This is a genomic window from Aeromonas rivipollensis (assembly GCF_037811135.1).
Classification (GTDB): Bacteria; Pseudomonadota; Gammaproteobacteria; order Enterobacterales; family Aeromonadaceae; genus Aeromonas; species Aeromonas rivipollensis.
Genome location: NZ_CP149130.1, coordinates 774,207 through 797,500, shown reverse-complemented (window position 1 = coordinate 797,500; position 23,294 = coordinate 774,207). Strand labels below are relative to the sequence as shown.

At 64.0% G+C, this 23,294-nt stretch carries 22 protein-coding genes and 2 pseudogenes (1 of these 24 only partly in view); 14 read left to right on the top strand and 10 right to left on the bottom strand.

Annotated elements, in window-relative coordinates; all coding sequences use genetic code 11:
- Positions 1-1,196, bottom strand: partial view of a H(+)/Cl(-) exchange transporter ClcA gene (gene clcA / locus WIR04_RS03820; protein WP_420883441.1) — the 5' portion only. It extends 199 nt beyond the left edge of the window; the window shows 1,196 of its 1,395 coding nt (coding positions 1-1,196); the start codon lies at positions 1,194-1,196; its stop codon lies off the left edge, out of view.
- A gap of 222 nt (positions 1,197-1,418) precedes the next feature.
- Here clcA and hemL point away from each other — a divergent pair, with 222 nt between their 5' ends.
- Positions 1,419-2,705: a glutamate-1-semialdehyde 2,1-aminomutase gene (gene hemL, locus WIR04_RS03815; protein ID WP_338890598.1), complete on the top strand. Its 1,287-nt coding sequence runs from the start codon at positions 1,419-1,421 to the stop codon at positions 2,703-2,705.
- Between the two features lie 209 nt (positions 2,706-2,914).
- Positions 2,915-3,730, top strand: a complete 816-nt coding sequence (locus tag WIR04_RS03810) for a hypothetical protein (RefSeq protein ID WP_338892442.1) — start codon at positions 2,915-2,917, stop codon at positions 3,728-3,730.
- Between the two features lie 25 nt (positions 3,731-3,755).
- Here WIR04_RS03810 and WIR04_RS03805 read toward each other — a convergent pair.
- From WIR04_RS03805 to WIR04_RS03795, 3 genes and pseudogenes are all read right to left on the bottom strand, one after another.
- Positions 3,756-3,848: pseudogene (locus tag WIR04_RS03805) on the bottom strand (permease); the annotation flags it as partial.
- A gap of 82 nt (positions 3,849-3,930) precedes the next feature.
- Positions 3,931-4,836: a sulfite exporter TauE/SafE family protein gene (locus WIR04_RS03800; RefSeq protein WP_025328182.1), complete on the bottom strand. Its 906-nt coding sequence runs from the start codon at positions 4,834-4,836 to the stop codon at positions 3,931-3,933.
- Positions 4,837-5,082: 246 nt separating this feature from the next.
- Positions 5,083-5,799, bottom strand: coding sequence for a phosphatase PAP2 family protein (locus WIR04_RS03795; protein WP_025328183.1), 717 nt, complete (start codon positions 5,797-5,799; stop codon positions 5,083-5,085).
- A gap of 207 nt (positions 5,800-6,006) precedes the next feature.
- Between WIR04_RS03795 and WIR04_RS03790 the strand changes: the two genes are divergently transcribed.
- Positions 6,007-6,522, top strand: coding sequence for a DUF2937 family protein (locus tag WIR04_RS03790; protein WP_338890595.1), 516 nt, complete (start codon positions 6,007-6,009; stop codon positions 6,520-6,522).
- 64 nt (positions 6,523-6,586) lie between these two features.
- Here the strand turns inward: WIR04_RS03790 and WIR04_RS03785 are convergent, their stop codons facing one another.
- The gene (locus tag WIR04_RS03785; RefSeq protein ID WP_025328185.1) at positions 6,587-7,468 is read right to left on the bottom strand and encodes a LysR family transcriptional regulator; all 882 of its coding nucleotides are present in this window, start codon (positions 7,466-7,468) and stop codon (positions 6,587-6,589) included.
- Positions 7,469-7,626: 158 nt separating this feature from the next.
- Here WIR04_RS03785 and WIR04_RS03780 point away from each other — a divergent pair.
- Together WIR04_RS03780 and WIR04_RS03775 are read left to right on the top strand one after the other, a co-directional pair.
- A pseudogene (locus WIR04_RS03780) lies at positions 7,627-7,989 on the top strand (DMT family transporter); the annotation flags it as partial.
- 140 nt (positions 7,990-8,129) lie between these two features.
- The gene (locus tag WIR04_RS03775; RefSeq protein ID WP_025328187.1) at positions 8,130-8,450 is read left to right on the top strand and encodes an SMR family transporter; all 321 of its coding nucleotides are present in this window, start codon (positions 8,130-8,132) and stop codon (positions 8,448-8,450) included.
- Between the two features lie 81 nt (positions 8,451-8,531).
- Here the strand turns inward: WIR04_RS03775 and WIR04_RS03770 are convergent, their stop codons facing one another.
- The 3 genes from WIR04_RS03770 to hrpB form a co-directional block, all read right to left on the bottom strand.
- On the bottom strand, positions 8,532-8,942 hold the full coding sequence (locus tag WIR04_RS03770) for a VOC family protein (RefSeq protein ID WP_338890592.1): 411 nt from the start codon (positions 8,940-8,942) through the stop codon (positions 8,532-8,534).
- 42 nt (positions 8,943-8,984) lie between these two features.
- Positions 8,985-11,306 (bottom strand): penicillin-binding protein 1B, encoded by a 2,322-nt coding sequence (gene mrcB, locus WIR04_RS03765; RefSeq protein ID WP_025328189.1) that lies wholly within the window; start codon positions 11,304-11,306, stop codon positions 8,985-8,987.
- A gap of 268 nt (positions 11,307-11,574) precedes the next feature.
- Positions 11,575-14,022: an ATP-dependent helicase HrpB gene (hrpB, locus tag WIR04_RS03760; protein ID WP_338890590.1), complete on the bottom strand. Its 2,448-nt coding sequence runs from the start codon at positions 14,020-14,022 to the stop codon at positions 11,575-11,577.
- 235 nt (positions 14,023-14,257) lie between these two features.
- Here hrpB and thpR point away from each other — a divergent pair, with 235 nt between their 5' ends.
- From thpR to WIR04_RS03715, 9 genes are all read left to right on the top strand, one after another.
- Positions 14,258-14,803 (top strand): RNA 2',3'-cyclic phosphodiesterase, encoded by a 546-nt coding sequence (thpR, locus tag WIR04_RS03755; protein WP_338890588.1) that lies wholly within the window; start codon positions 14,258-14,260, stop codon positions 14,801-14,803.
- Positions 14,800-15,537, top strand: a complete 738-nt coding sequence (gene sfsA, locus WIR04_RS03750; RefSeq protein ID WP_338890586.1) for a DNA/RNA nuclease SfsA — start codon at positions 14,800-14,802, stop codon at positions 15,535-15,537. Before thpR ends, sfsA begins: the two co-directional genes overlap by 4 nt.
- Positions 15,538-15,662: 125 nt before the next feature.
- Positions 15,663-16,112 carry an RNA polymerase-binding protein DksA gene (dksA, locus tag WIR04_RS03745; protein WP_005329052.1) on the top strand — a complete coding sequence of 150 codons (450 nt, stop codon included), beginning with the start codon at positions 15,663-15,665 and terminating at the stop codon, positions 16,110-16,112.
- A 113-nt stretch (positions 16,113-16,225) separates the two neighbouring features.
- Complete coding sequence (gluQRS, locus tag WIR04_RS03740) at positions 16,226-17,128, top strand: tRNA glutamyl-Q(34) synthetase GluQRS (RefSeq protein WP_338890584.1); 903 nt, start codon at positions 16,226-16,228, stop codon at positions 17,126-17,128.
- A gap of 187 nt (positions 17,129-17,315) precedes the next feature.
- Complete coding sequence (gene pcnB / locus WIR04_RS03735) at positions 17,316-18,788, top strand: polynucleotide adenylyltransferase PcnB (RefSeq protein WP_338890582.1); 1,473 nt, start codon at positions 17,316-17,318, stop codon at positions 18,786-18,788.
- 10 nt (positions 18,789-18,798) lie between these two features.
- Complete coding sequence (gene folK, locus WIR04_RS03730) at positions 18,799-19,296, top strand: 2-amino-4-hydroxy-6-hydroxymethyldihydropteridine diphosphokinase (protein ID WP_338890580.1); 498 nt, start codon at positions 18,799-18,801, stop codon at positions 19,294-19,296.
- Positions 19,297-19,314: 18 nt separating this feature from the next.
- Entirely contained in the window at positions 19,315-20,109 is a 795-nt protein-coding gene (panB, locus tag WIR04_RS03725) for a 3-methyl-2-oxobutanoate hydroxymethyltransferase (RefSeq protein ID WP_042648904.1), read from the top strand.
- 102 nt (positions 20,110-20,211) lie between these two features.
- Positions 20,212-21,078, top strand: coding sequence for a pantoate--beta-alanine ligase (panC, locus tag WIR04_RS03720; protein WP_338890579.1), 867 nt, complete (start codon positions 20,212-20,214; stop codon positions 21,076-21,078).
- A 94-nt stretch (positions 21,079-21,172) separates the two neighbouring features.
- Positions 21,173-21,520, top strand: coding sequence for a putative quinol monooxygenase (locus WIR04_RS03715; protein WP_338890578.1), 348 nt, complete (start codon positions 21,173-21,175; stop codon positions 21,518-21,520).
- 62 nt (positions 21,521-21,582) lie between these two features.
- On the opposite strand, the gene WIR04_RS03710 is transcribed toward WIR04_RS03715, so the two are convergent.
- Entirely contained in the window at positions 21,583-22,356 is a 774-nt protein-coding gene (locus WIR04_RS03710; protein ID WP_025328198.1) for an ABC transporter permease, read from the bottom strand.
- A complete protein-coding gene (locus WIR04_RS03705; RefSeq protein ID WP_025328199.1) occupies positions 22,353-23,270 on the bottom strand; it encodes an ABC transporter ATP-binding protein in 918 nt (305 codons plus the stop codon). Before WIR04_RS03705 ends, WIR04_RS03710 begins: the two co-directional genes overlap by 4 nt.
- Between the last annotated feature and the right edge of the window lie 24 nt (positions 23,271-23,294).

Sequence of the window (23,294 nt, the reverse complement as noted above, 5' to 3'; positions counted from 1 at the left end):
GCCCGCACAGTGGCGGCAAAGAGCGCCCCCATGCCAGCGATGGCAAAGGCGCCGGGCTCTATGCCCAGATCGGGGAAGGCCGCATGGAACAGGTGGCCGAAGACCACCCCGAACAGGGTGCCGAGTGCCAGGGTCGGGGCGAAGACGCCGCCGGGGGCGCCTGAACAAAAACAGACGAGGGTGGCAATCAGTCGCACCGAGAAGATGAGGAAGAGGGTCGCCATCGCAAAGTCGCCCCCCACCAGATGAGGGATCAACTCGGTTCCCCCACCGGTCACCGAGGGGGCAAACAGCGAGAGCACGCCGAAGATGCCTGCCACCAGCATGCCGATGGCGACGAAGCGGTGACGCTTGTTCTGGTGCAGAGCCAGATAGCCATCCTGGCAGGCGAGCACCAGCTTGTTGAACACGAAGCCCAGCACGCCGAAACAGCCCCCCATGAAGAGGAAGAGCCAGAGCGCCTTCAGGGCCGGGGCATCGTAGTGGGGCAGGCTGATGACAGGGGCCTGCCCCTTCATGTTCTGCAGCATCAGGGTCGCCATCACGGCCGAGATCCCCACCGCCTTGATGGCGAGGAAGGAGTAACGAAACTGCGGCCGCATCTCCTCCATCACGAAGAGTATCCCCGCCAACGGCGCGTTGAAGGCGGCGGCAAGTCCTCCCGCCGCCCCCGCCGCCAGCAAGGCATGACCATGCTCCTTGGGAAGCCGGAAGATATCCGCCACCATCTTGCCGAGGTTGCCGCCGATCTGTACCGAGGGTCCCTCCCGCCCCAATACCATGCCGGAACTCAGGGTGCAGATACCGCCGAAGAACTTGACCGGCAAGACCCGCCACCAGCGCACCGGGCGCAGCTCGTCCATGGCCCCTTCGATCTCGGGAATGCCGGAGCCGCCCGCTTCCGGGGCGAAGGTGTGAGTGAGGAAGTAGCCGACAAATCCCAGCAGGGCGCTGAAACCAAAGCCGAGCAGACCGAGTTGCCACCAGGGGCGATCCGCCAGCAGCAGGACTCGCTGCTGTGCCAGCCAGTGCACACCGGATTCAAACAACCCGCAGACCAGTCCGGCAAGAAGACCGACCAGGGCGGCCAGCAGTAGCACCAGCAGCGGCATCTTGTCCCGCAGGATCAGGCGCTGCAGGACAGGAGGGCGACCTTGTGCGGTCGCCTCGCGAGGGGGGATAGCTTGTTGCACCATGGGTATTCACGCTCATCTAACGAGGGTCGGAAACACCCGGCCTCGGCTCGGCTGCCCAGCACAGGGCCTTTCTGCTATAGTCGGCCCGTTTCATTTATCACGGGTGCAGACCGGGAGTCCGGGTGGCGAGAGCGCAAAGCATACTCCTCCCACCGCAGCCTGCCGAGCCGCTATCGACCGCCTGCGCCCGGGTGACGACCAAAATCCCATTAAGGATGATCCATGTCAAAATCAGATCAGCTGTTTGAACAGGCCCGCCAGACCATTCCGGGCGGCGTCAACTCACCGGTCCGCGCCTTCAATGGGGTCGGCGGCACACCCCGCTTCATCGATCACGCCGATGGCGCCTACCTCTATGACGTGGATGGCCAGGCCTATGTGGACTACATCGGCTCCTGGGGCCCCATGCTGCTGGGTCACAACCACCCGGCCATCAAGGCCGCCGTCATCAAGGCGGTGGAGAAGGGACTGAGCTACGGCGCGCCGACCGAGATCGAAGTGCTGATGGCCGAGAAGGTACGCCAGATAGTGCCCTCCATGGAGCAGGTGCGTATGGTCAACTCCGGCACAGAGGCCACCATGAGCGCCATCCGCCTCGCCCGCGGCTACACCGGCCGGGACAAGATCGTCAAATTCGAGGGTTGCTACCACGGCCACGCCGACTCCCTGCTGGTGAAGGCAGGTTCCGGCGCACTGACCCTGGGTCAGCCCAACAGCCCGGGCGTGCCTGCCGATTTCGCCAAGCACACTCTCACCTGTGTATTCAACGATCTGGACTCGGTGCGCGAAGCCTTCACCCAGTACGGCAGCGAGATCGCCTGCATCATAGTCGAGCCGGTGGCGGGCAACATGAACTGCATCCCGCCGGTGCCCGGCTTCCTGGAAGGGCTGCGCGCCATCTGCGACGAGTTCAGCGCCCTGCTGATCCTGGACGAAGTAATGACCGGCTTCCGGGTCTCCCTGCGCGGCGCCCAGGGTCACTACAACATAGATCCCGACCTCACCACCCTCGGCAAGATCATCGGTGCCGGCATGCCGGTGGGCGCCTTCGGCGGCAAGAAGAAGGTGATGCAATACATAGCCCCGACCGGCCCCGTCTATCAGGCGGGCACCCTCTCCGGCAACCCGGTGGCCATGGCTGCGGGTCTGGCCATGCTGGACTTGCTGCTGGAGCCGGGTCTCTATGAGCAGCTGAGCGCCAAGACGGCCCGGGTGGCGGAAGGACTGAAAGCCGCCGCTGCCAAACACGGCATCCCGCTCGCCATCACCTACGTGGGCGGCATGTTCGGCTTCTTCTTCACCGAAGAGACCGAGATCACCCGCTATGAGCAGGTGACCCGCTGCGATATGGAACGCTTCAAGCGCTTCTACCATCTGATGCTGGAAGAGGGTGTCTATCTGGCGCCGAGCGCCTATGAGGCGGGCTTCCTGTCACTGGCCCACGGTGACAAGGAGATCGAACACACCCTGGCCGCCGCCGAGCGCAGCTTCGCCAGACTGGCGGGCTGAGCCCTGCCAGCATGAACCAAGGGCCCGCGAAGGGCCCTTTTTTGTTACCTCTGTGTCTCGCCCTGCCAGAGCCCCCTTCTGGTGCAGACCCTTCTCTTTTCTCGCCGGTGTTTGCCACTTGCTGGTGCATCCGCCACCACATTGACTGTCATAAAGCGGGCCCACTATTTGCACTGCTTTATTCAGGAGCCCACTTGACCGAGGTCCATATGGCAGAGATGAGCCCCATCGACGTGCTGCGGCGCTATCAGGAGTACGAAACCGAGTTGACCCCCCTGTTGCTGGGACTGCTCACCCTCCCCCAGGAGGCCCTCAAGGCCTATCCCTTCGTGCTGAGCGTGCAGAGCCTGGGCCAGAGCCAGGCAAGAACGGAGATCCTGCCCCCCATTCCGGCCCCGCAGGGGCAACTGCGACTGAGGGTGCAGGGCCATGGCCGCGAGCTTGAGATCAATCTGCATCAGCTGATCGCCTGGCTGATGGGGGACAGGGAGCGGCGCCGCGCCATCCCCTGGTTCAGGGCCGTCTACGTGATCCTGAGCCTGGCGCTGTTTCTCATCGTGGGAACCCTGATCTGGCATGGCCTAGAGCAGCTCTATCTGCTGCTGTGCGGTACCCAGCAGAACCGGCTCGGCGCCTTCAGCGCCATCATCTTCCTGACCCTGGCGCTGGCGGTGTTCGATCTGGGCAAGACCATATTGGAGGAAGAGGTGCTGCTGCATAAGGACATCTTCCGCCACAGCGCCATTCGCCGCACCATCACCCGCTTCATCGCCGCCATCCTGATCGCAGTCTCCATCGAGGGGCTCTTGCTGCTGTTCAAGGGATCCCTCGGCCAGAACGAACTGCTCTGGCCTGCGGTGGGGGTGATGGGCTGTGCGGTGGGGTTGCTGCTGGCGCTGGGACTCTATGTCTTCCTCGGCGCCAAGGCCGAAGCCGCCCTGGTCGCCTCCAGTCAGCGGCCAGCGGCGGCCCCGCAGGAAGCGCCGCTCACCAGGCGGCATGGCCGGATCAGGCGGGCCGGATAAACCTTCACCAGCCTCTGGACGCCGACTAGCTGGCGGCACCGGCCAGCCGAGACTCGGGCTGACGGCGCGCCGCCTGCCAGGAGACGTACATGGTCCAGGAGGTGTAGATGACGATGAAGGTCACCAGCTATTTGAACATCTCCATGTCCATGGACTGCACCAGCAACTCCGGGGCCAGTACCACCACCCTGTCCATGGCGCTACGAGCTGGCGGCACCGGCCAGCCGAGACTCGGGCTGACGGCGCGCAGCCTGCCAGGAGGCGTACATGGTCCAGGAGGTGTAGATGACGATGAAGGCCACCAGCCATTTGAGCATCTCCATGTCCATGGACTGTACCAGCATGGCCGCCAGCACCACACCGATAGGGCCGAAGAGAGCCACCGCCAGCACGGCCCTAGCATCGAAGGCCCCCTTGCGGATGAAGGTGCCCGCCGAGAAGACACTGAGCACGGCGGTGGAGCCCATCATGATGGGGAAGGCCGCCAGCGGGTTCATCCCCAGCAGATAGACCAGCGTCATGCAGGGGGCGAACAGCCCTATGCCCACATTCATCAGCACACCGAACAGGAAGTTGCCGGCAAGGGCTATCCCCAGCTTGTAGCCACTGAGCCCCATGGCCTCGCCACCGAGGGGGAAGAGCCCCAGCAGCCCGGCGAAGATGAGCCCGGCCACCACCAGCAGGGAGACCGCCATCACCAGCCTGATGGTCTGGCGATCGAACGAGGCCACATGACGGGCCCCCCAGGCGGCGCCCGCGGCGGCGGCGGCCATCATGCTGATGAGAGTGAGCGGATCCACCTTGACCACGCCGATGAAGATGAGGGACTGGGTGACCGTCGGCAGCACGCACTGACCGTTGAGGGTGCCCGGCAGCAGGCGGTCGTCGATCAGCTTGAACTGCTTGTAGCAGGCGGTCTTGACGGCGAAGCTGCCGACCCCAAGGGTGTCGAGAAAGTTGGCGACGAAGCCGATGGCCGCCACCGGCCAGAAGGGAGTGGACTCCAGCTCGCCCCGGCGCCGCTTGTGCCACCAGGCGTGGACCAGCATGAAGATAAAGACCAGGGCGCAGCCGATAAACAACAGGCGCAGAAAAGTGACAAGCATAGGGGGACCTCCAGCAACGGGCGGCGATTCTAAGGCAGCCCACAGAAAAAATCCTGGTCTGGATCACGCTTTCATCGGATGCAAACGTTTAACTCTGTCAGTTTCTGATGGTAAAGCTCGAATGACTCTGCCAATACTTGTCGTTGAGGGCGCAAGCCCGCCCCCATCGGGCGTAGTCCTGGTCATTTCGCGACGACCACAGCACCGATGGGCATAAGCAAAAGAAGGCGGTCACCCGCCTTCTTTTTATTGCCTTCCGTTACCCAAGCAACAAGGGGTTCCGGCAAGCCAGCGGGGCAGCCTGGGAGCCAGGTGGTCGATCAGCCGATCCGAGAGGGGGGTCAGCAGCAAGGGCGGCAGACAGATGAGGGCGAGGCAGAGGGCGCCGACATAGACGTCGGTCAGCCAGTGTGCACCGGCGAGAATGCGGGGAGCCGAGAACAGGGGCACCATCAGCACGGCGACCACGGCAGCCCGGCGTGGCAGGTAGCGCAGGGCAAAACCGGCGAAGATCATCAGGAACAGCGCATGATCGCCGGGGAAGCTGTCGCCGGCAGAGTCCTTGGTCGGGATGGCGCTGAGCTCGGTCAGCCGCAGTGCCCCGTCCACCATCAGGGTGGGGCTGGGACGGCTGATCGGCAGCAAGTGGCCGAGCTGGTTGATCACCAGAGCCCCCAGCAACATGACGATCCCCATGGCCACCAGGCGACGGCGCGTATCACCTTGGGCCCGGAAGAAGCAGGTGGCCAGGATCAGTCCCATGCAGCCCAGGGCGACCAGATCGAACAGGCGATTGTTGGTGATGGCCACCAGATCGGCCCAGCGGGCGGATTCACCCAGCCAGCCATTGACCAGCTGGAAGGTGGCGAGATCCCAGCGATCCCAGGGGCCATGACCCGGCAGGGCGGCCCAACTGAGGGCAATCAGGCCCCCGATCAGATAGAAAGGTATGAACTTGCTCATGCCGAGTCTTCCTTCAAAAAGCGGTGATTCTAGGCCAGCCTCCCGGTGACTTGAATCACAAAAATGTAAGAATTCATGTAACAAACAATATCCTATTGAATCTTTTTTGTTCCCACCCAGCCCCCGGATGCGGGAGCAGCCAGCACCACCTTGGCGCGCCAGTGGCTTGCGGCTAGTATGAGGCTCTTTTTACTCAGGATGATGGCTATGCGCAGCTACCTTCGCATGATGTTGTTTGCCCTCGGTTTGCTGGCGGGCGTGCAGATACCGGGGATCGTCGATCTCTACTACCAGCGGCTGGATGCGCGACTGCAGCAGGCCAGCCTCGGCCTGGCGCCCTTCCAGCGCACCGCGGATCAGCACTTTGGCGGCGATCTCGACGCCCTGGTCGCCCATTACGGCGCCAGCCAGGATCCCGTCTTTACCCAGGATGCCACCAGCCTGCAGCAGCTGGTGAGCCAGCAGCGCCACCTGCAGCAGGAGCGCGCCTTCCAAAATAGGCCCTGGTACCTGCAGCTCTCCCACCTGCTGTTGCAGGCGGACTCCCAGCTCTGGCAGGACACACTGCGCAACTACGGCTATGTGGTGCCCCTCAAGCAGGCCGCCATCTTCTGTGGCGTGGCGGTGGGGCTGTTCGCCTCCCTGCTGGGGGATCTGCTGCTCAGCCTGCTCCTGCTGCCCTTTCGCCAGCGTCAGCCCGCACCCCGTCGCGCCCTGCGCTGACCTCCAGCCGTCTCAAGCAACAGGGGCCAGCGGCCCCTGTTGTCGTTTTCCTCCCTGAAAGGGGCTACTCGAAGGGTTCGAGATAGGCCTCGATGGCCTTCTTCAGCCAGGCCAGTACCTTGCCGTGATGGGCGTTTTCCGACAGATAGACCCCGTAATCGCGCCACTGCAGGCTGAACTTGTGCTTCAGGGTCAGCAGTTCCCCCTGGCGCAGCTGGCTCTGGATCAGCGGTGAGGGCAACACCGCCCAGCCGAGGCCGTCCAGCACTGCATCCCGCATCAGCTCGAAGCTCGACAACCCTATGTGCTGGCCGCCGATGGGGAGCAGGCTCTTGACCGAGAACTCGTCCACATAGGAGAGGGTGACCTGGGTCTGATCGGTCAGATCCTGCTGCAGCACTCGCTTCAACCCCGCCAGCGGGTGGCTGGGCGCCACCACCATCAGGGTACGGATGGGGTTGAGCACATCTATGTTGAGGCCGCTGCGCTCCTGATCCTCGGTGATGAGGCCGAAGGCGGCATCCACGAACCCCTCCTCCACCAGGGCTGGCAGCTCGGGGGGCGAGGCCAGCACCAGGGATATGCTGGTGCCGGGAAACTGGTGGCGCAGCGCCCCCAGCATCTCGCGCCAGACCGGCTCGGGGATGGCGTCATCCCGCGCCACCCTGAGCGCAACCTCGGCGCCCGAGGCGTGGTGTTCGCACTTGAGCTTGAGGCTGTTGGCCGCCTGCAGCAGTCGCCGGCAGTCGTCCAGCACCTGCTCCCCTATCTCGGTGAGTCGGCTCTGGTTGGCCCCTCGTTCAAAAAGGTCGACGCCAAGCTCTACCTCCAGGGCGGCGATCGCCGTGCTGACGGCACTTCTGCTCTTGCCAAGGCGTCTGGCGGCATTGGCAATCGAGCCATTGTCTGCTGACTCTACAAAGAGTTGTATCTGATAAAGCTTCATGAACGCGCTCTGATGGCAGATTGTTCCATCCTCACCTTACGCCGCCCTCCTCCCCCAAGGCAAATCGTCAGCGCCAGAATTATCGACGCTCAGCGATACCCGGGTCTGGCCCAGCCGCGGTTATCCTCTCCCTCGTCGTAGCAACAGAAGGAAACCCCATGTTATTCAGTCCCCTGCTTTTGGCCCGCCTCTTCCTGACGGGTGCCATCCTCACCGAGGTGGCAGGCACCTCCACCATGGCCCTGATCCCGGAGAGTGACACAGGCTGGCTCCACCATCTGCCGATGTGGCTCCTCATCGCCCTCTCCTACCTGCTGCTGGCCAAGGCCGCCAAAACAATCTCCATTGGTATTGCGTTCGCGTTGTGGGAGGGGCTGGGAATCGCCCTGATCACCGCCGTCTCCGTGCTGTTCCTTGGCTACGAGCTGAGTGTGCAGGAGTGGATCGGGCTGGCGCTGGCAATAGTGGGCATTGTTATGGTGACCATGGGGGAAACCCATGAGGAGCCGGCTGCAGGCACCGGTAGCAGCAGCCGCCTTGGCGCTGCCCATGACAAACCGGCCGCAGGCATCGGTAGCAGCCGCCGTCTTGCCGCTGCCCATGACAAACCGGCTGCAGGCACCGGTAGCAACAGCCGTCTTGGCGCTACCAAGGAGGCCGTATGCACCCGCTGATCATAGTGCTGGGCGCCGCCCTGCTGGATGTGGGGGCCAACATGGCCATCAACCGCTCCCTCGGTTTTCGCCACAAGGGCTGGGGCCTGCTCGGCATATTGCTGGTGCTCTGTGCCTTTACCCTGCTCAGTGAGGCTGTGAGCACAGGCAGGATAGATCTCGCCGTGGCCTATGCCACCTGGGGTGCCATCGGCATCCTGGGCACCGCACTCGGCGGCCTGCTGCTGTTTGGCGAGCGTCTCAAGCCCGTCGGCTGGGTCGGCATCCTGGTCATGGCCGTCGCCGTGGCCCTGCTGACCACGGCGTGATGGACGTTCTGACCCCATGAAAAAAGCCGCCCGGTGTTCGCCGGGCGGCTTTTTTACACACTCATGTTGCTGCACAACCGCTCATGCCGGCTCGGCATCGACCTCGTAGAGCTCCAGCGGCAGGCCGTCGGGATCGGCGAAGAAGGTGAAGCGACTGCCGGTCAGCTCGTCGACCCGCACCGGCTCCACGGCCACCCCGTGGTGCTCCAGATGGGCAATGACGGGATCGAGCGCCTGCACCCGAAACGCCAGGTGCCGCAGACCGCAGGCCTCCGGCCTGGAAGGGCGCGCAGGGGGAGCGGGAAAGCTGAACAGCTCCAGCTGGCTGCCATCCGGCAGCGCCAGATCCAGCTTCCAGGAGTGACGGGCCTCCCGCAGGGTCTCCGCCAGTATGGGCAGCCCCAGCAGCTGGTGGTAGAAGTGGCGCGAGCGCTCATAGTCGCTGGCGATGATGGCCACATGGTGAATGCCGCCGAGCAGGGGAAGTGTCATGGCAATCCTTGCAAAACGGGCAGCCAGGGCTGCCCGTTTTCGTTAGTTGAAGAAGCCGCCGAACCACTGATCCAGCGCGTTGACCGGGTTGGAGACAGGGCTGGCGCAGCTCATGGGCTCCCCCAGCCCCGCCAGCTTGGCCGGTACCTGCAGGCTGCCGGGACAGTCGCTGGCGACCCGGGCGCCGCTGCTGCGGGAGAAGCTGGCCCAGCTCACCCCTTCCGGCATCTTCAGCCCCAGGCTGTTGACGCCGCGCTGGCTCATGTAGCCGCTGAACAGCTGCAAGGCACCGCTGGCCCCGGTCAACCCGGCGGGCTGGTTGTCATCCCGGCCGACCCAGACGCTCACCAGCTCGTTGTTGTCCATACCGGCAAACCAGGAGTCCCGCAGCTCGTTGGTGGTCCCTGTCTTGGCGGCCATGGTGGCGCCGGGGAACTTGGCGCCGAGCGCCCGGGCCGTACCCTGACTCACCGTCTTGGTCATGGCGAACAGGGTCAGCCAGCTGGCCTGGGGATCCGTCACCCGCTTGGCGGTCTCGTCATGCTGATAGAGCTGGCTGCCATCGCCGTTCACCACGGCGCGAATGGCCGACAGCGGCTGGGTCAGCCCCTGGTTGGCGATGGGCAGGTACATCTGGTTCACCTCCATGGGCGAGAGCGCCACCGCCCCCAGCACCAGGGACGGATAAGGCTGGATCTCCTGCTGGACCCCCAGCTTGTGCAGGGTGTCCACCACCTTGTCGAGCCCCACCTGCAGACCCAGGTTGACGGTCGGCACGTTGAGGGAGCTGGCAAGCGCCTCCATCAGCGGTACGCTCTGGCGGAACTTGCGATCGTAGTTCTGCGGCGTCCAGAGCTGGCCATCCTGGCCACGGATGCGGATCGGCTGATCCTTGAGCGGCGTGCCCAGGGTCAGGCCGTTGGAGAGACCGGTGAGATAGACAGCCGGTTTCACCAGGGAGCCTATCTGGCGACGGGCATCCAGCGCACGGTTGAAGCCGGCGTAACGGGGATCCCGTCCCCCCACCATGGCGACCACCTCGCCCTTGTGCCAGTCGGAGACCACCATGGCCGCCTCCAGCTTCTTCTTGCCGCGCTGCTTCTCGATGGTGGCGAGGCCGGTCTCGACCGCCTGCTCGGCCGCGTGCTGGGCGATGGGATCCAGGCTGGTGAAGATCTTGAGGCCGGACTGCTTGAGCAGATCCGGGCCGAAGCGGTTCTGGATCTCCCGCTTGAGCAGCCCCATGAAGGCCGGGGTGCGGCCATAGCTCATCTGGCCCCGGGTGATGATGCCAAGGGGCTGCTTGCTGGCCAGCTCATACTCGGCCTGGGTCAGGCTGCCGTGATCCATCAGCAGTTTCAGCACCAGATCCCGGCGCGCCTTGGCCCGCTCGGGGAAGCGCCAGGGATCGTAATAGGAAGGCCCCTTCACCATGCCCACCAGCAGGGCCACCTGATCGATGTCCAGCTCGTTGACCGGGATGCCGAAGTAGAAGTAGGAGGCAAGCCCGAAGCCGTAGACCCCCTGCGAGAAGTTCTGCCCCAGGTAGACCTCGTTGAGGTAGGCCTCCAGGATCTCGTCCTTGCTGTAGCGGTAGTCGATGAGCACCGCCATATAGGCTTCCTGCAGTTTCCGCCACAGGCTGCGCTCCCGGGTCAGGAAGAAGTTCTTGGCGAGCTGCTGGGTGAGGGTGCTGCCCCCCTGCACTGTGCGACCCGCCAGCAGGTTGGCCGCCATGGCACGCATGATGGCCACCGGCGAGACGCCGCCGTGCTGGTAGAAGTCGCGATCCTCGGTGGTCAGCAGGGTGACCAGCAGGCTGTCCGGCACCTCGGAGAGGCGCACCAGCAGGCGATCCTCCCTGTCCTCGGTGTTGAGACGATCCAGCAACACAGGGTCCATCTGGGCATAACCTAGCTGACGCTGGTTCTCCAGGGACTGGATCCCCTCCAGCCGCGCACCGTTGAAGGTGAGGCGCAGGCCACGGGCGCCGTCGGCGCCGTCATGGAACTCGAAGGGACGGCGCACCAGTTCGATGCGATTGCCGTTGACCGCGTACTCCCCCGGCGTGTGGGGCTGGCGCACCTGCTTGTAGCTCAGCATGCTGAGCTCGCGCAGCATCTGGGTCTGGGAGAGGCGCTGGCTGGGGTAGAGCTCCAGCGGGCGGCTGTAGACCATCACCGGCAACTGCCACTTCTCCCCGTCAAAACGCTCGCGCACCTTGGTATCCAGATAGATGCCGAACACCACCATAAAGGCCGCCACCACCAGGGAGAGCTTGAAACCAAGCCAGAACAGGGTGCGCCAGATGGTGCGCTTGGGCGCCGCCTTCTTGGGGGTACGCTTGCGTTGTTGCGTTGCCATAATTCCTCTTTGCTTTCCTTTCTACTTGTATGTCGCATTCGCGAACGTCCGATCAGGATTAGCCAATCGAATCTGGATCCTGGGTTTCATTTCGCCAGACATTCGCCAGACAAATGGATGCCAACCCCTCATCCCCAACCCTTCTCCCATGCCTTTGAAAAAGGGAGAGGAGAAGGGAGCAAACATCAACCTCGATCGGTTCCCTCTCCCTCTGGGAGAGGGTGAGGGCCGTCTGCTGGAGTTGGGCTTTGCTAGGCTCAGCACCAAGCTACAACCCCATCTTCTTCTTGGTGACGCGGGTCGGCATGGCCTCCAGGGGGTTGTCCGGCCAGTAGTGGCGGGGGTAGCGCCCCTTCATCTCTTTCTTCACCTGCTCGTAGGAGCCCGCCCAGAAGGCGGCAAGATCGGCGGTGATCTGCAGCGGCCGCTGGGCCGGAGAGAGCAGCTCCACCACCAGGGGCACCCGGCCATCGGCCACGCAGGGGGTCGTGCCCTGCCCGAACATCTCCTGAATACGCACCGGGATCACCGGGGCCTGTCCCGGCTGATAGCGGATCCGCACCCGGCTGCCGGTCGGCGCGCTGAAGTGGCTCGGCAGCGCCTCGTCCAGCCGTTTTGGCAAGGGCCAGGGCAGGGACTGACGCAGCAGATCGGAGAGGTTGAGCCTCTTCAGTTGCTCCAGCCGGGTCATGCCGCTCAGGGCAGGCAAGAGCCACTCCTCCAGCCGGGCCAGCAGACTCTCGTCGTCCATGGCGGGCCAGCCCTCGTCCGGCAGCCAATCGCGGGCGCAGCGCAAGCGGGCCAGCAAGCCTTCGCTGCCCTCGTCCCAGGGCAGCACCTGCAGCCCCTTGCGACGAATGCCCTGCAGCAGGCAGCGCCCCTTCTGCTCGTCAGAGAGATCCGTCAAGGGTCGCTGGCCGAGCACCAGTTCGCCGATCACCTGCTGGCGTTCGGCCCGCACCCGCTCTTCCCGCTCGTCCCAGTCGAACCACTGCCGTTCGCTCACCAGCTCCGGCAGCTGACGCACCAGCTCGTCCAGCGCCACCGGCTCGGCGATGAAGATGCGGCTGCCACGATCGTTCTGCCCCATCTCGATGGCGATCAGGGCCCCTTGTCCCTGACATGGGTGACCTTCTACCAGATCGCAGCTGATCCCACCACTGAGTTGATAGCGGCTGCCACTGCGCAGCTTGCCGATCCGGTCCGGCCAGGCGAGGGCGCACAACAGACCCAGCCACTGACCCTGGGCGGTCGCAGGCCTTGCGCCAAGGCGCTCGAACCAGCGGACAGCCCCCTGACGCAGGGCCCCCTGGCGGCGATGAAAGAGCACGGAAAGGCGCTCGGATCCTCGCAGATCTTCTTCCAGCAGCGCCACCAGGAAAGCCCCATCGGCGACAATCCCTGTCAGACCCTCGGCCTCCAGCTCCTGGGCCCGCAACAGCATGCGCGCCAGACGGGGATGAGTGCCGAAGGCGGCCATGGTACGGCCGGCCGGGGTGAGTTGTTGCTCAGACTCCTCCTTCATGGCCCCCAGGGCCACCAGCAGTCGCCGGGCGCTCGCCACCGCCGCCGCAGGCGGCATGTCGAGCAGCGGCAGGCTCTCCACCCTGGCGCCCCACTGGGCGGCGTCCAGCAGCAGACCGGTCAATTCCTGGGTGAGGATGTCCGGCGGACTCTGCTCGGCGAGGCGCTCCTGCACTTCGCTGCTCCAGAGCCGGTAGCAGACCCCGGGGCCGAGACGGCCGGCACGGCCGGCCCGCTGGGTGGCGGAGGCCCGGGCAATCTGGCGGGTCTCCAGCCGGGTGACGCCGCTTCTCAGATCGAAGGTGGCGCGCCGCTCCAGCCCGCTGTCGATGACCACCGAGACCCCCTCTATGGTGAGGGAGGTCTCCGCCACATTGGTGGTGAGCACCAGCTTGCGACTGCCCGCAGGAGCGGGCTCTATGGCCGCCTGCTGCGCCGCCATGTCGAGGCGACCGTAGAGGGGGGCGAGGCGCACGTCATCCGGCAGGCGCCCCTCCAACCACTGGGCAAGCCGCTCTATCTCCCCCTGCCCCGGCAGGAACACCAGGGCACTGCCCCCGTGGGCCGCCAGCGCCTCCAGCACCACGGCGCCCACCTGGGGCTCCAGCCACTGCTGGCGATTGGCGGGGCGGTAGTGGTAATCGATGGGAAAGCCGCGCCCCTCGGAGCGGATGACGGGGGCGCCCGGCAACAGGGCCTCCAGCGCCATGCCCTCCAGGGTGGCGGACATGATGAGCAGCTTGAGATCCTCTCTCAGCCCATGCTGGCTCTCGATGGCGAAGGCCAGGGCGGTATCGGCATGCAGGCTGCGCTCGTGGAATTCGTCGAAGATCACCAGGGAGACGCTGGTCAGCTCGGGGTCCTGCTGCAACATCCGGGTCAGCACCCCCTCGGTCACTATCTCGAGCCGGGTGGCGGCACTGGTGCGGCTCTCGCCTCGCACCCGCAGCCCGATGCGCTCCCCCACCTTCTCCCCGAGCTGGCGTGCCAAAAAGCCCGCTATGTTGCGCGCCGCGAGGCGCCTGGGCTCCAGCATGATGATGCGACCGGGCAGCCGGTTCCGGCGCACCAGCTCCAGGGGCAGCAGGGTCGACTTGCCCGCCCCCGGCGGGGCCTGCAGTATCACGCTGGCATGGCTGTCGATGGCATCAAACAGCTCGGGCAGTACAGAGACGATGGGGAGTTGGGACAAAACGGCGAAGACCTTCTGTGATGACCAGTAAAACGGCGCCCATTCTGCCACAGCCAGCCGCCCACCGTCAGCAGCAGTGCCGGATGCACACCAACCGGTTGGGCCAGACCCGGGGCGTCCCCGCCGGTACGACAGCCCCGCCCCCATTGGCGTGAGAGGCGACCAGGAGACATCCGCAGACGAGCTGCCATAGAATGGCCCTTTCATGTGAGTACCACTAGGACCGACGCCGCGCATGCCCAGACTCTTCTTTGCCCTGCCCCTGCACCAGCTTGCCCCCGCCCTGATCGACTGGCGCGAACGGCGCCCCTGGCCCGGCCTGCCGGTGTCCGAGCGCAATCTGCATTTGACCCTGGCCTTTCTCGGCGAGACCGACGAGGCCACTCGGGACAGGCTGATCGCCGCCGCCGCACAGCAGCGCTGCCCCCCTTTCAGCGTCCATCTGGATCAGACCGGCTGGTTTCAGCGTGCCAGGGCAGCCTGGGTGGGGCCCAGGGAGTGGCCAAACGAGCTGAACGTCCTCGCCAGGGCCCTGCGTCGCCACGGCGAGAAGCTGGGGCTAGGCAACGGGGAACAGGGCTATCGCCCCCATGTCACCCTGTCGCGCAAGGCCGGCGAGGCCCCGGAGGCGCTGCCCGCCCCCGATCTTGTGCTGCAGGCGGACAGTTTCTGCCTCTACCAGTCCGTCAGCACCCCGCAGGGGGTCAGCTATGAACCCATCGCCTGCTGGCCACTGCGTGCCCGCATCAAAGAGACCAACAGCGAGGAGCTGACCCCATGATCTTCGATCCCCCTTTGCAATCCGGTCTGCTCATCGCCCGCTACAAGCGCTTTCTCACCGATGTGCAGCTGGCCAATGGCGAGACCATCACCATCCACTGTGCCAATACCGGCGCCATGACGGGTTGTGCCGATCCGGGCACCCGGGTCTGGTACTCCACCTCGAACAACCCCAAGCGCAAGCTGGCCCACAGCTGGGAGATAGCCCAGAGCCCGGCGGGCCACTTTATCTGCGTCAACACGGCGCGGGCCAACCAGATCGCCAGGGAGTTGATCGAGCAAGGAGCCCTGGCGCCGCTGGCGGGTTATGCCAGACTGCGCACCGAGGTGAAATACGGGGAGGAGAACAGCCGCATCGACCTGCTGCTGGAAGACGACCACAGGCCAAGTTGTTACATAGAGGTGAAATCCGTCACCCTGCTCGACGAGCGAGAACAAGCGGGCATGGGCTACTTCCCCGATGCGGTCACCGCCCGTGGCGCCAAGCACTTGCGTGAATTGATGGCCATGAAGGCGGCCGGGCACAGAGCCGTGCTGCTGTTCATGGTTTTGCACTCCGGCATCGCGAGAATGCGCCCTGCAGCCCATATAGATCCGCACTATAGTCAGCTTGTTGAGCAAGCGATGGCGGCAGGGGTTGAAATTTTATGCTATCGCCCCCATGTTGGGGTGCAGGGCATGGTGGCTCAAGATTTTATTCCATTTGAATCTGACCATCTGCTACCCGAGGGCTGAGAATAAATGCTGGAGTGGGTAACATTATTGACAAGGCTTGTTTGCCTCCCGTTGACCCTTCTGCTATAGATACCGCCCTCAATTTATGGATGGCACGGGTAGCGTGCTGAATTAGGAGACAGGGCATGCCAACAGGCGAAAACAGGAAATCTCTGGGCCCCCTGGCCATTGCGGGTGTAGAGCCTTACCAGGTAAAAGCCGGTGAGGAGTACATGAATGACCAACAAAAGGTACATTTTCGCAAGATCCTGGGAGCCTGGCGCAACCAACTGATGCAGGAAGTTGACCGCACCGTCGACCACATGAAGGATGAGGCTGCAAACTTCCCGGATCCGGTCGATCGCGCCGCGCAGGAAGAAGAGTTCGCACTCGAACTGCGCACCCGCGACCGTGAACGCAAGCTGATCAAGAAGATCGAAAAGACCTTGCTGCTGCTCGAAGAAGACGACTTTGGTTACTGCGAACATTGCGGTATCGAAATCGGTATTCGTCGTCTGGAAGCCCGTCCGACTGCCGACCTCTGTGTCGACTGCAAGACGCTGGCTGAAATCAAGGAAAAACAGATGGCTGGCTGATGCCGCCCATCGACATGGACAAAAAAAGGGAGCTCGCAGGCTCCCTTTTTTATTGAGCTTTTCCCACGACCATCCCAGAATGCAGCCTCAATGCATCGTCTACCCGAATTCCCATGGCCATGACTCCCTCCTCCCCTCTCCGACCCCATGTGGGCCGCTTCGCCCCCTCCCCGTCCGGTCCGCTCCACTTCGGCTCCCTAGTCGCCGCCCTTGGCAGCTTCTTGCAGGCGAGATCGCAGCAGGGGCGCTGGCTGGTGCGCATCGAGGACATAGATCCGCCGCGGGAGATGGCCGGGGCCAGCGGGCTCATCCTCCAGACCCTGGAGGCCCATGGCCTCGGCTGGGATGGGGAGGTGATGTTCCAGAGCGCGCGCCACGGCCGTTATGACGAGATCATCGAGGGGCTCTACCGGGCCGGGGATCTCTACTGGTGCCGCTGCACCAGGCGCGAGATCATGGCGGCGGGCGGCTTCTACAACGGCCATTGCCGCACCCTGGGGCTGACCGCAGAGGGCTGCGCCGCCCGCCTGCGCCAGCATCATCCCGTCTACCACTTCGAGGATGAGTTGCAGGGTCATATCGCGGTGCCTGCGGCGCTCGCCGAGGAGGACTTCATCGTGCGCCGCCGGGACGGGCTCTACGCCTACAACCTGGCGGTGGTGGTGGATGACATGGACAGCGGCATCACAGAGATAGTGCGCGGCGCCGATCTGCTGGAGCCCACGGTGCGCCAGATTGCCCTCTACCAGACCCTGGGGGCAGAGGTGCCCGCCTGGGTGCACCTGCCGCTGGCGGTGCTGGCGGATGGCAACAAGCTGTCGAAGCAGAACCATGCGCCGGCACTGGCACATGATGACGTCAGGCCCGCCCTGTGGCAGGCCCTCGCCTTCCTCGGCCAGTGCCCGCCCCCTTGCCTGAGAGAGAACAGCGTCGACGAGATCATCGCCTGGGGCATTGCCCATTGGCAGCTGGCCCGGGTTCCCCGCCAGCAGAAGATAGTACTGGGGGCCAGGTAAGCAGGCTCCCGGAGCAAAAGCAGGCCGCAGCGTTTCTCATTTGAGCAGGCCAGAACCAGGGGAACTGAAAGCGTCGTTCCTTGTACGACCTGGCCCGAATCGGGGAAGCAGACCGCAGCGTTTCTCATTTGGTCGGGCCTGAGCTATGATAGGCCGCTATTTTTTGGCCTCCCGTCAATTTGAAGTCATGAAGAGGTGTACCATTTTTTCCCAGATCGCAAACTTTTGCCGCAAGGTGCTCGGCAAGGAAGACGGCGAGCAGTCGATGGAGTCTCCCATTCCAGCCCGTGTCGCCGGTCAACGCCGAACCTTGAGCCGTGACCAGCACCCCATCTCGCGCAAAGAGATCAGCGAGAATGCGCTCAAGGTGCTCTACCGCCTGAACAAGGGGGGCTACGAAGCCTACCTGGTGGGTGGTGGCGTCCGGGATATTCTGCTCGGGAGAACGCCAAAGGATTTCGACATCGCCACCGATGCGACGCCGGAGCAGATCAAGGCCTTGTTCAGCAACTGCCGCCTGATCGGCCGTCGTTTCCGCCTGGCCCACATCGTCTTTGGTCGTGACGTGATCGAAGTGGCTACCTTCCGTGGTCACCACCATCAGGTCAATACCAGCAAACATGTGTCGGCCCAGTCTGATGAAGGCATGCTGCTGCGCGACAACGTCTACGGCACCATCGAAGAGGATGCCGAGCGCCGTGACTTTACCGTCAACGCCCTCTACTACAGCGCCAAGGATTTCACCCTGCACGACTTCGAGGGTGGCATCGAGGATCTCGCCGAGCGCAAGCTGGAGCTGATCGGTGACCCCGAGACCCGCTACCGGGAAGATCCGGTGCGCATGCTGCGCGCCGTGCGCTTCGCCGCCAAGCTGGAGATGACCATCAGCCCGCGCACCGCCGCCCCCATCCGGGAACTGGCGCCGCTGCTGCAGGACATTCCGGCCGCCCGTCTGTTCGAGGAGACCCTCAAGCTGTTCCTGGCCGGTGACGGTCTCGCCACCTACAAGCTGCTGCGCGAATACGGGCTGTTCCAGCCCCTGTTCCCCCAGGTCGCCGCCCTGTTCACCCCCAACGGCAACTCGCCTTACGAGCAGTTCATCGAGCTGGCGCTGATGGATACCGATACCCGGGTCCGTGAAGAGAAGCGCGTCACCCCGGCCTTCCTCTATGCCACCCTGCTGTGGGGTGCCGTCGAGGCCCGTGCCCGGGTGCTGGAAAACGAGAGCGGTCTGCCCTGGCACGACGCCTTCATGCTGGCCATCAACGAGGTGCTGGATGCCCAGGTGCGGATCATTGCCGTGCCGCGTCGCTTCACCACGGACGTGCGCGACATCTGGGCCCTGCAACAGCGCCTGACCCGTCGCCAGGGTCGTCACCCCGAGCGCGCCATGGAGCATCCGAAGTTCCGCGCAGCCTTTGACTTCCTGCTGCTGCGCAACAGGGTAGAGCGGGGCCTCGGCGAGCTGGCCAGCTGGTGGGAGCGCTATGTGGCCTCCAACCCGGATGTGCGTCCGCAACTGCAACGGGAAGCGACCCGCCGCCCGGCGAGCGATGAACGAGCCCCGGCGGCCGAGCCGCGCGGAGACGGTGAGAAACGTGGCAGCAACAGCCGCAACCGCCGCCGTCCCCGTCGTCGCAAGCCGAAAGCGGCAGAATAAAGGCCACCCGATGATCGAGGTCTTCGTTGCCATCGGATCCAACCTGGGCAATCCCGTCGCCCAGGCCAGGCAGGCTGTCGCCGCCCTGGGCAGGCTGCCGGAATCCGAATTGCAACAGGCCTCGCAGCTTTACGGCAGCCGCCCCATGGGCCCTGCGGATCAGCCGGACTACGTCAATGCCGTGGTGCGGCTTCATACCCGGCTCGGCCCCCTGGCTTTGCTGGATAAACTGCAGAAAATCGAGCGGGAACAGGGACGTGTGCGCAAGGACGAGCGTTGGGGTCCAAGAACCCTGGATCTGGATCTGCTGCTGTACGGCGAGCAAGTCATCCAGCATGAACGCCTGATCGTTCCCCACTACGGCATGAAGGAGCGGGAGTTCGTCCTGCTGCCCCTTGCCGAAATCGCCCCCGCCCTGGTGCTGCCCTGCGGCACCCCGCTCACCGAACTGGTTGCCCGCTGTCCGCGCAATGGTCTCGAGATCCTTGCCGCCGCCACGGGCGAGTAGACGAGTAGGAGCAACGTAATGAGCAAGATCACCATCACCGACCTGCAGAAGATGAAGCAGGACGGACAAAAAATCACCGCCATCACCGCCTATGATGCCACCTTCGCCAAGCTGTTCGACGACGAAGGCGCCCAGGTGCTGCTCATCGGTGATTCCCTGGGCATGGTGCTGCAGGGAGGGGACGACACCCTGGCCGTCAGCATGGATGAGATGGTCTATCACACCCGCTGCGTGGTGCGTGGCGCCAGCAAGGCGCTGGTGGTCACCGACATGCCGTTCATGAGCTATGCCACTCCCGAGCAGACCTACCAGAACGCCGCCCGGCTGATGGCCGCCGGCGCCCGCATGGTGAAGATGGAAGGGGGCGACTGGCTCTGCGAGAGCATTCGCCACCTGACCCGCAACGGCGTGCCTGTCTGCGGTCATCTGGGGCTGACCCCGCAATCCGTCCACGTGTTTGGCGGCTTCAAGGTGCAGGGGCGCGACGAGTTCCACGCCCAGGAGATCTACCGTCAGGCCCTCGAACTGCAGGCCGCGGGCATCCAGCTGCTGGTGCTCGAATGCGTGCCGGTCGCCCTGGCCGAGCGCATCAGCAAGGCGCTGCGCATCCCTGTCATCGGCATAGGCGCCGGCCCGGCCACCGATGGCCAGATCCTGGTGATGCACGACGCCTTTGGCATCACCTCCGGCTATGTGCCCAAGTTCACCAAGAACTTCCTGGCCGAGACGGGTGACATGCGCGCCGCCATCCGCCTCTATGTACAGCAGGTCAGCGAGGGCACCTTCCCCGGCCCCGAGCACTGCTTCAACTGATCCTGGCCTCATGAACGGCAACGGGGGCTGAGCCCCCGTTTCGCATCCCTCTCTGGCCCTTTCAATCCCTGTTTCTTTGACCTATCCGAAGGTGAACTGTTGATGTTGGTTGTGAACAATCCTGCCGCTCTGCGTGAACAGATCGGCCAATGGCGCCGCGAAGGCCGCGCCATCGCATTCGTGCCCACCATGGGTAATCTGCACCAGGGCCATCTCACGCTGGTCGATGAGGCCCGCAGCCACGGCGAGAAGGTGGTCGTCAGCATCTTCGTCAACCCCTTGCAGTTCGACAAGGCCGAGGATCTCGCCAACTATCCCCGTACCCTGGAGCAGGACTGTGCCGCCCTGCAGGCCGCCGGCGTGGATCTGGTGTTCACCCCGACCCCGGAGCTGATGTATCCCCACGGGCTGTCCAGCCAGACCTTCGTCGAGGTACCGGGCCTCTCCAGCCTGCTGGAAGGGGCGCTGCGCCCTGGCCACTTCCGCGGTGTCAGCACCGTCGTCACCAAGCTGTTCAACCTGGTGCAGCCCGACGTGGCCTGCTTCGGCCAGAAGGATTACCAGCAGCTGGCGCTCATTCGCAAGATGGTGGCCGACATGGCCATGCCGGTCGAGATAGTCGGCGTACCCACCGTGCGGGCCGAGGACGGGCTGGCCCTCTCCTCGCGCAACGGCTACCTGACTGCCGCCGAGCGGGCCCTGGCCCCCGAGCTCGCGCGCACCATGAACTGGATTGCCGAGCAGATTGAAGCGGGGAACCACCACCTCCCCTCCCTGGTAGCCCAGGCCAGCCAGCGTCTCGACAACGCCGGATTCAGGACGGATGCCATCGACATCGTCGATGCCGACACCCTCGAATCGGCCAGCGCCGCCAGCAAGCGGCTGGTGATCCTGATGGCTGCCTATCTCGGCAAGGCACGCCTCATCGACAACCGCGTTGTCACCCTCATCAGCGCAAGCAACGACTGACAGTCCCGATGGCCGACCCTTACCCCGGCAAGGCCCGCCTTATCGACAATAGTGTCGTCACCCTTCAGGGTTGAGACACGGCAAGGAGACAAAGATGTCCAAGAAGGTTTATTGCATCGCCCAGTTCCAGTCCAAGCCGGGCAAGGAGCAGGCTCTGTTCCAGGTCTTGCAGGGGCTGGAGCCCAACACCCTGAGGGAGGACGGCTGCCTGCAGTACAGAGTCACCCGCCACATTGCCAGCCCCTTCGCCGAGGGGGAGAGCTTCCCCATCGTCTTCAACGAGATCTGGCAAGACATGGCCAGCTTCGAGGCCCACTGCCAGCGCGCCGAGATCAAGGCCTTCTTCGAGCGTTACTGTCTGGCCGAAGAGGGTCTGGCGGCCAAGTGGAACGTCTGCGTCTACAGCGACGAGCCGGCGGACTACAACGCGCCAGCCCTCTGAGGCTCTGCACCAGACAAATAAAAAAGGCGCCCGAGGGCGCCTTTTTGCTGGCCGGTTGCACCTCAGTGGCGCAGCCCTGTCCCGCGGGAGATGAGCCACCAGGCAAGTCCGTAGAGCGCGACTATGAAGCCGATGATGATGAGGTAGGCGGTGCCGAGCGGCACGTCGGAAATGCCGAGGAAGCCGTAGCGGAACGCGTTCACCATGTAGATGATGGGGTTCACCTGGGAGACCCCCTGCCAGAACGGCGGCAGCAGGCTGATGGAGTAGAAGACTCCCCCCAGATAGGTGAGCGGCGTCAGGATGAAGGTCGGGATGATGCTGATGTCATCGAACGACTTCGCGAACACGGCGTTGATGAGCCCCCCCAGGGAGAACAGGATCGAGGTCAGCAGCACGGTGAAGCAGACACTGAACAGATGGTGGACCTGCAGCGGCACGAAGAACAGGGAGACCAGTGTGACGATGAGGCCGACACAGAGGCCCCGTGCCACACCGCCGCCCACATAGCCGGCGATGATGATGTAGTTGGGCACTGGCGCCACCAGCAGCTCCTCCACGTTGCGCTGGAACTTGGCGCTGTAGAAGGAGGAGGCAACGTTGGAGTAGGAGTTGGTGATGACCGACATCATGATGAGGCCGGGCACAATGAACTCCATGTAGCTGAAGCCCCCCATGTCACCGATGCGCGACCCTATGAGGTTGCCGAAGATGACGAAGTAGAGGCTCATGGTGATGGCCGGCGGCACCAGGGTCTGGATCCAGATCCGGGTAAAGCGGCTCACTTCCTTGGCCAGTATGCTCTTGAAGGCGATGTAATAGGTCATGGGATTCATGCTTTGCGACCCTCCTCTACCAGGTTGACGAACAGCTCTTCCAGCCGGTTTGCCTTGTTGCGCATGCTCAGCACCTGCACCCCCTGGGCGGAGAGCTGCTCGAACAGGCTGTTGAGGGACTGGCTCTTGTCCAGCTCCACCTCCAGGGTGTGCTCATCCTGCATGCGACCGTTGAACTCGGGCAGGGTCGGCACCTGGCTGCCAGGCACCAGATCCAGCAGGAAGGTCTCCCGCCCCAGCTTGCCGAGCAGGTTCTTCATGCTGGTGTTCTCGATGAGGCGCCCCTTGTCGATGATGCCGATGTTGCGGCACAGCATCTCGGCCTCTTCCAGGTAATGGGTGGTGAGTATGATGGTGACACCCTGCTCGTTCAGATCCTTGAGGAAACTCCACATGGAACGACGGATCTCGATGTCCACCCCGGCGGTCGGCTCATCCAGGATCAGCAGCCTGGGCTCGTGCATCAGGGCGCGGGCTATCATTAGCCGGCGCTTCATGCCGCCGGAGAGGGTACGGGCCGCCATGTCACGCTTGTCCCACAGATCGAGCTGGCGCAGGTACTTCTCGGCACGCACCTTGGCCTCGGCCCTTGGCACACCGTAGAAACCGGCCTGGTGGGTGACAATCTGGCTCACCTTCTCGAACTGGCTGAAGTTGAACTCCTGGGGCACCAGCCCGAGCTGGGCCTTGGCCAGCTCCAGATCGGTGTCGATGTCGTAACCGAACACCTTGACCTTGCCGGCACTCTTGTTCACCAGCGAACTGATCACGCCGATGGTGGTGGACTTGCCTGCCCCGTTCGGGCCGAGCAGGGCGAAGAAATCTCCCTGCTTGACGGTGAGATCTATGCCCTTGAGGGCTTCGACGCCCCCCTGATAGGTCTTCTTCAGACCGCTGATTTCCAATGCGTTCATTGCAACCCCTGTGATGGATGAGCC

Excerpts from the sequence above, each read along its gene's own strand:
- hemL (WP_338890598.1), top strand. The coding sequence starts at position 1,419 with ATGTCAAAATCAGATCAGCTGTTTGAACAGGCCCGCCAGACCATTCCG.
- WIR04_RS03810 (WP_338892442.1), top strand. The coding sequence starts at position 2,915 with ATGGCAGAGATGAGCCCCATCGACGTGCTGCGGCGCTATCAGGAGTAC.
- WIR04_RS03800 (WP_025328182.1), bottom strand. The coding sequence starts at position 4,836 with ATGCTTGTCACTTTTCTGCGCCTGTTGTTTATCGGCTGCGCCCTGGTC.
- WIR04_RS03795 (WP_025328183.1), bottom strand. The coding sequence starts at position 5,799 with ATGAGCAAGTTCATACCTTTCTATCTGATCGGGGGCCTGATTGCCCTC.
- WIR04_RS03790 (WP_338890595.1), top strand. The coding sequence starts at position 6,007 with ATGCGCAGCTACCTTCGCATGATGTTGTTTGCCCTCGGTTTGCTGGCG.
- WIR04_RS03785 (WP_025328185.1), bottom strand. The coding sequence starts at position 7,468 with ATGAAGCTTTATCAGATACAACTCTTTGTAGAGTCAGCAGACAATGGC.
- WIR04_RS03775 (WP_025328187.1), top strand. The coding sequence starts at position 8,130 with ATGCACCCGCTGATCATAGTGCTGGGCGCCGCCCTGCTGGATGTGGGG.
- WIR04_RS03770 (WP_338890592.1), bottom strand. The coding sequence starts at position 8,942 with ATGACACTTCCCCTGCTCGGCGGCATTCACCATGTGGCCATCATCGCC.
- mrcB (WP_025328189.1), bottom strand. The coding sequence starts at position 11,306 with ATGGCAACGCAACAACGCAAGCGTACCCCCAAGAAGGCGGCGCCCAAG.
- thpR (WP_338890588.1), top strand. The coding sequence starts at position 14,258 with ATGCCCAGACTCTTCTTTGCCCTGCCCCTGCACCAGCTTGCCCCCGCC.
- sfsA (WP_338890586.1), top strand. The coding sequence starts at position 14,800 with ATGATCTTCGATCCCCCTTTGCAATCCGGTCTGCTCATCGCCCGCTAC.
- dksA (WP_005329052.1), top strand. The coding sequence starts at position 15,663 with ATGCCAACAGGCGAAAACAGGAAATCTCTGGGCCCCCTGGCCATTGCG.
- gluQRS (WP_338890584.1), top strand. The coding sequence starts at position 16,226 with ATGGCCATGACTCCCTCCTCCCCTCTCCGACCCCATGTGGGCCGCTTC.
- pcnB (WP_338890582.1), top strand. The coding sequence starts at position 17,316 with ATGAAGAGGTGTACCATTTTTTCCCAGATCGCAAACTTTTGCCGCAAG.
- folK (WP_338890580.1), top strand. The coding sequence starts at position 18,799 with ATGATCGAGGTCTTCGTTGCCATCGGATCCAACCTGGGCAATCCCGTC.
- panB (WP_042648904.1), top strand. The coding sequence starts at position 19,315 with ATGAGCAAGATCACCATCACCGACCTGCAGAAGATGAAGCAGGACGGA.
- panC (WP_338890579.1), top strand. The coding sequence starts at position 20,212 with ATGTTGGTTGTGAACAATCCTGCCGCTCTGCGTGAACAGATCGGCCAA.
- WIR04_RS03715 (WP_338890578.1), top strand. The coding sequence starts at position 21,173 with ATGTCCAAGAAGGTTTATTGCATCGCCCAGTTCCAGTCCAAGCCGGGC.
- WIR04_RS03710 (WP_025328198.1), bottom strand. The coding sequence starts at position 22,356 with ATGAATCCCATGACCTATTACATCGCCTTCAAGAGCATACTGGCCAAG.
- WIR04_RS03705 (WP_025328199.1), bottom strand. The coding sequence starts at position 23,270 with ATGAACGCATTGGAAATCAGCGGTCTGAAGAAGACCTATCAGGGGGGC.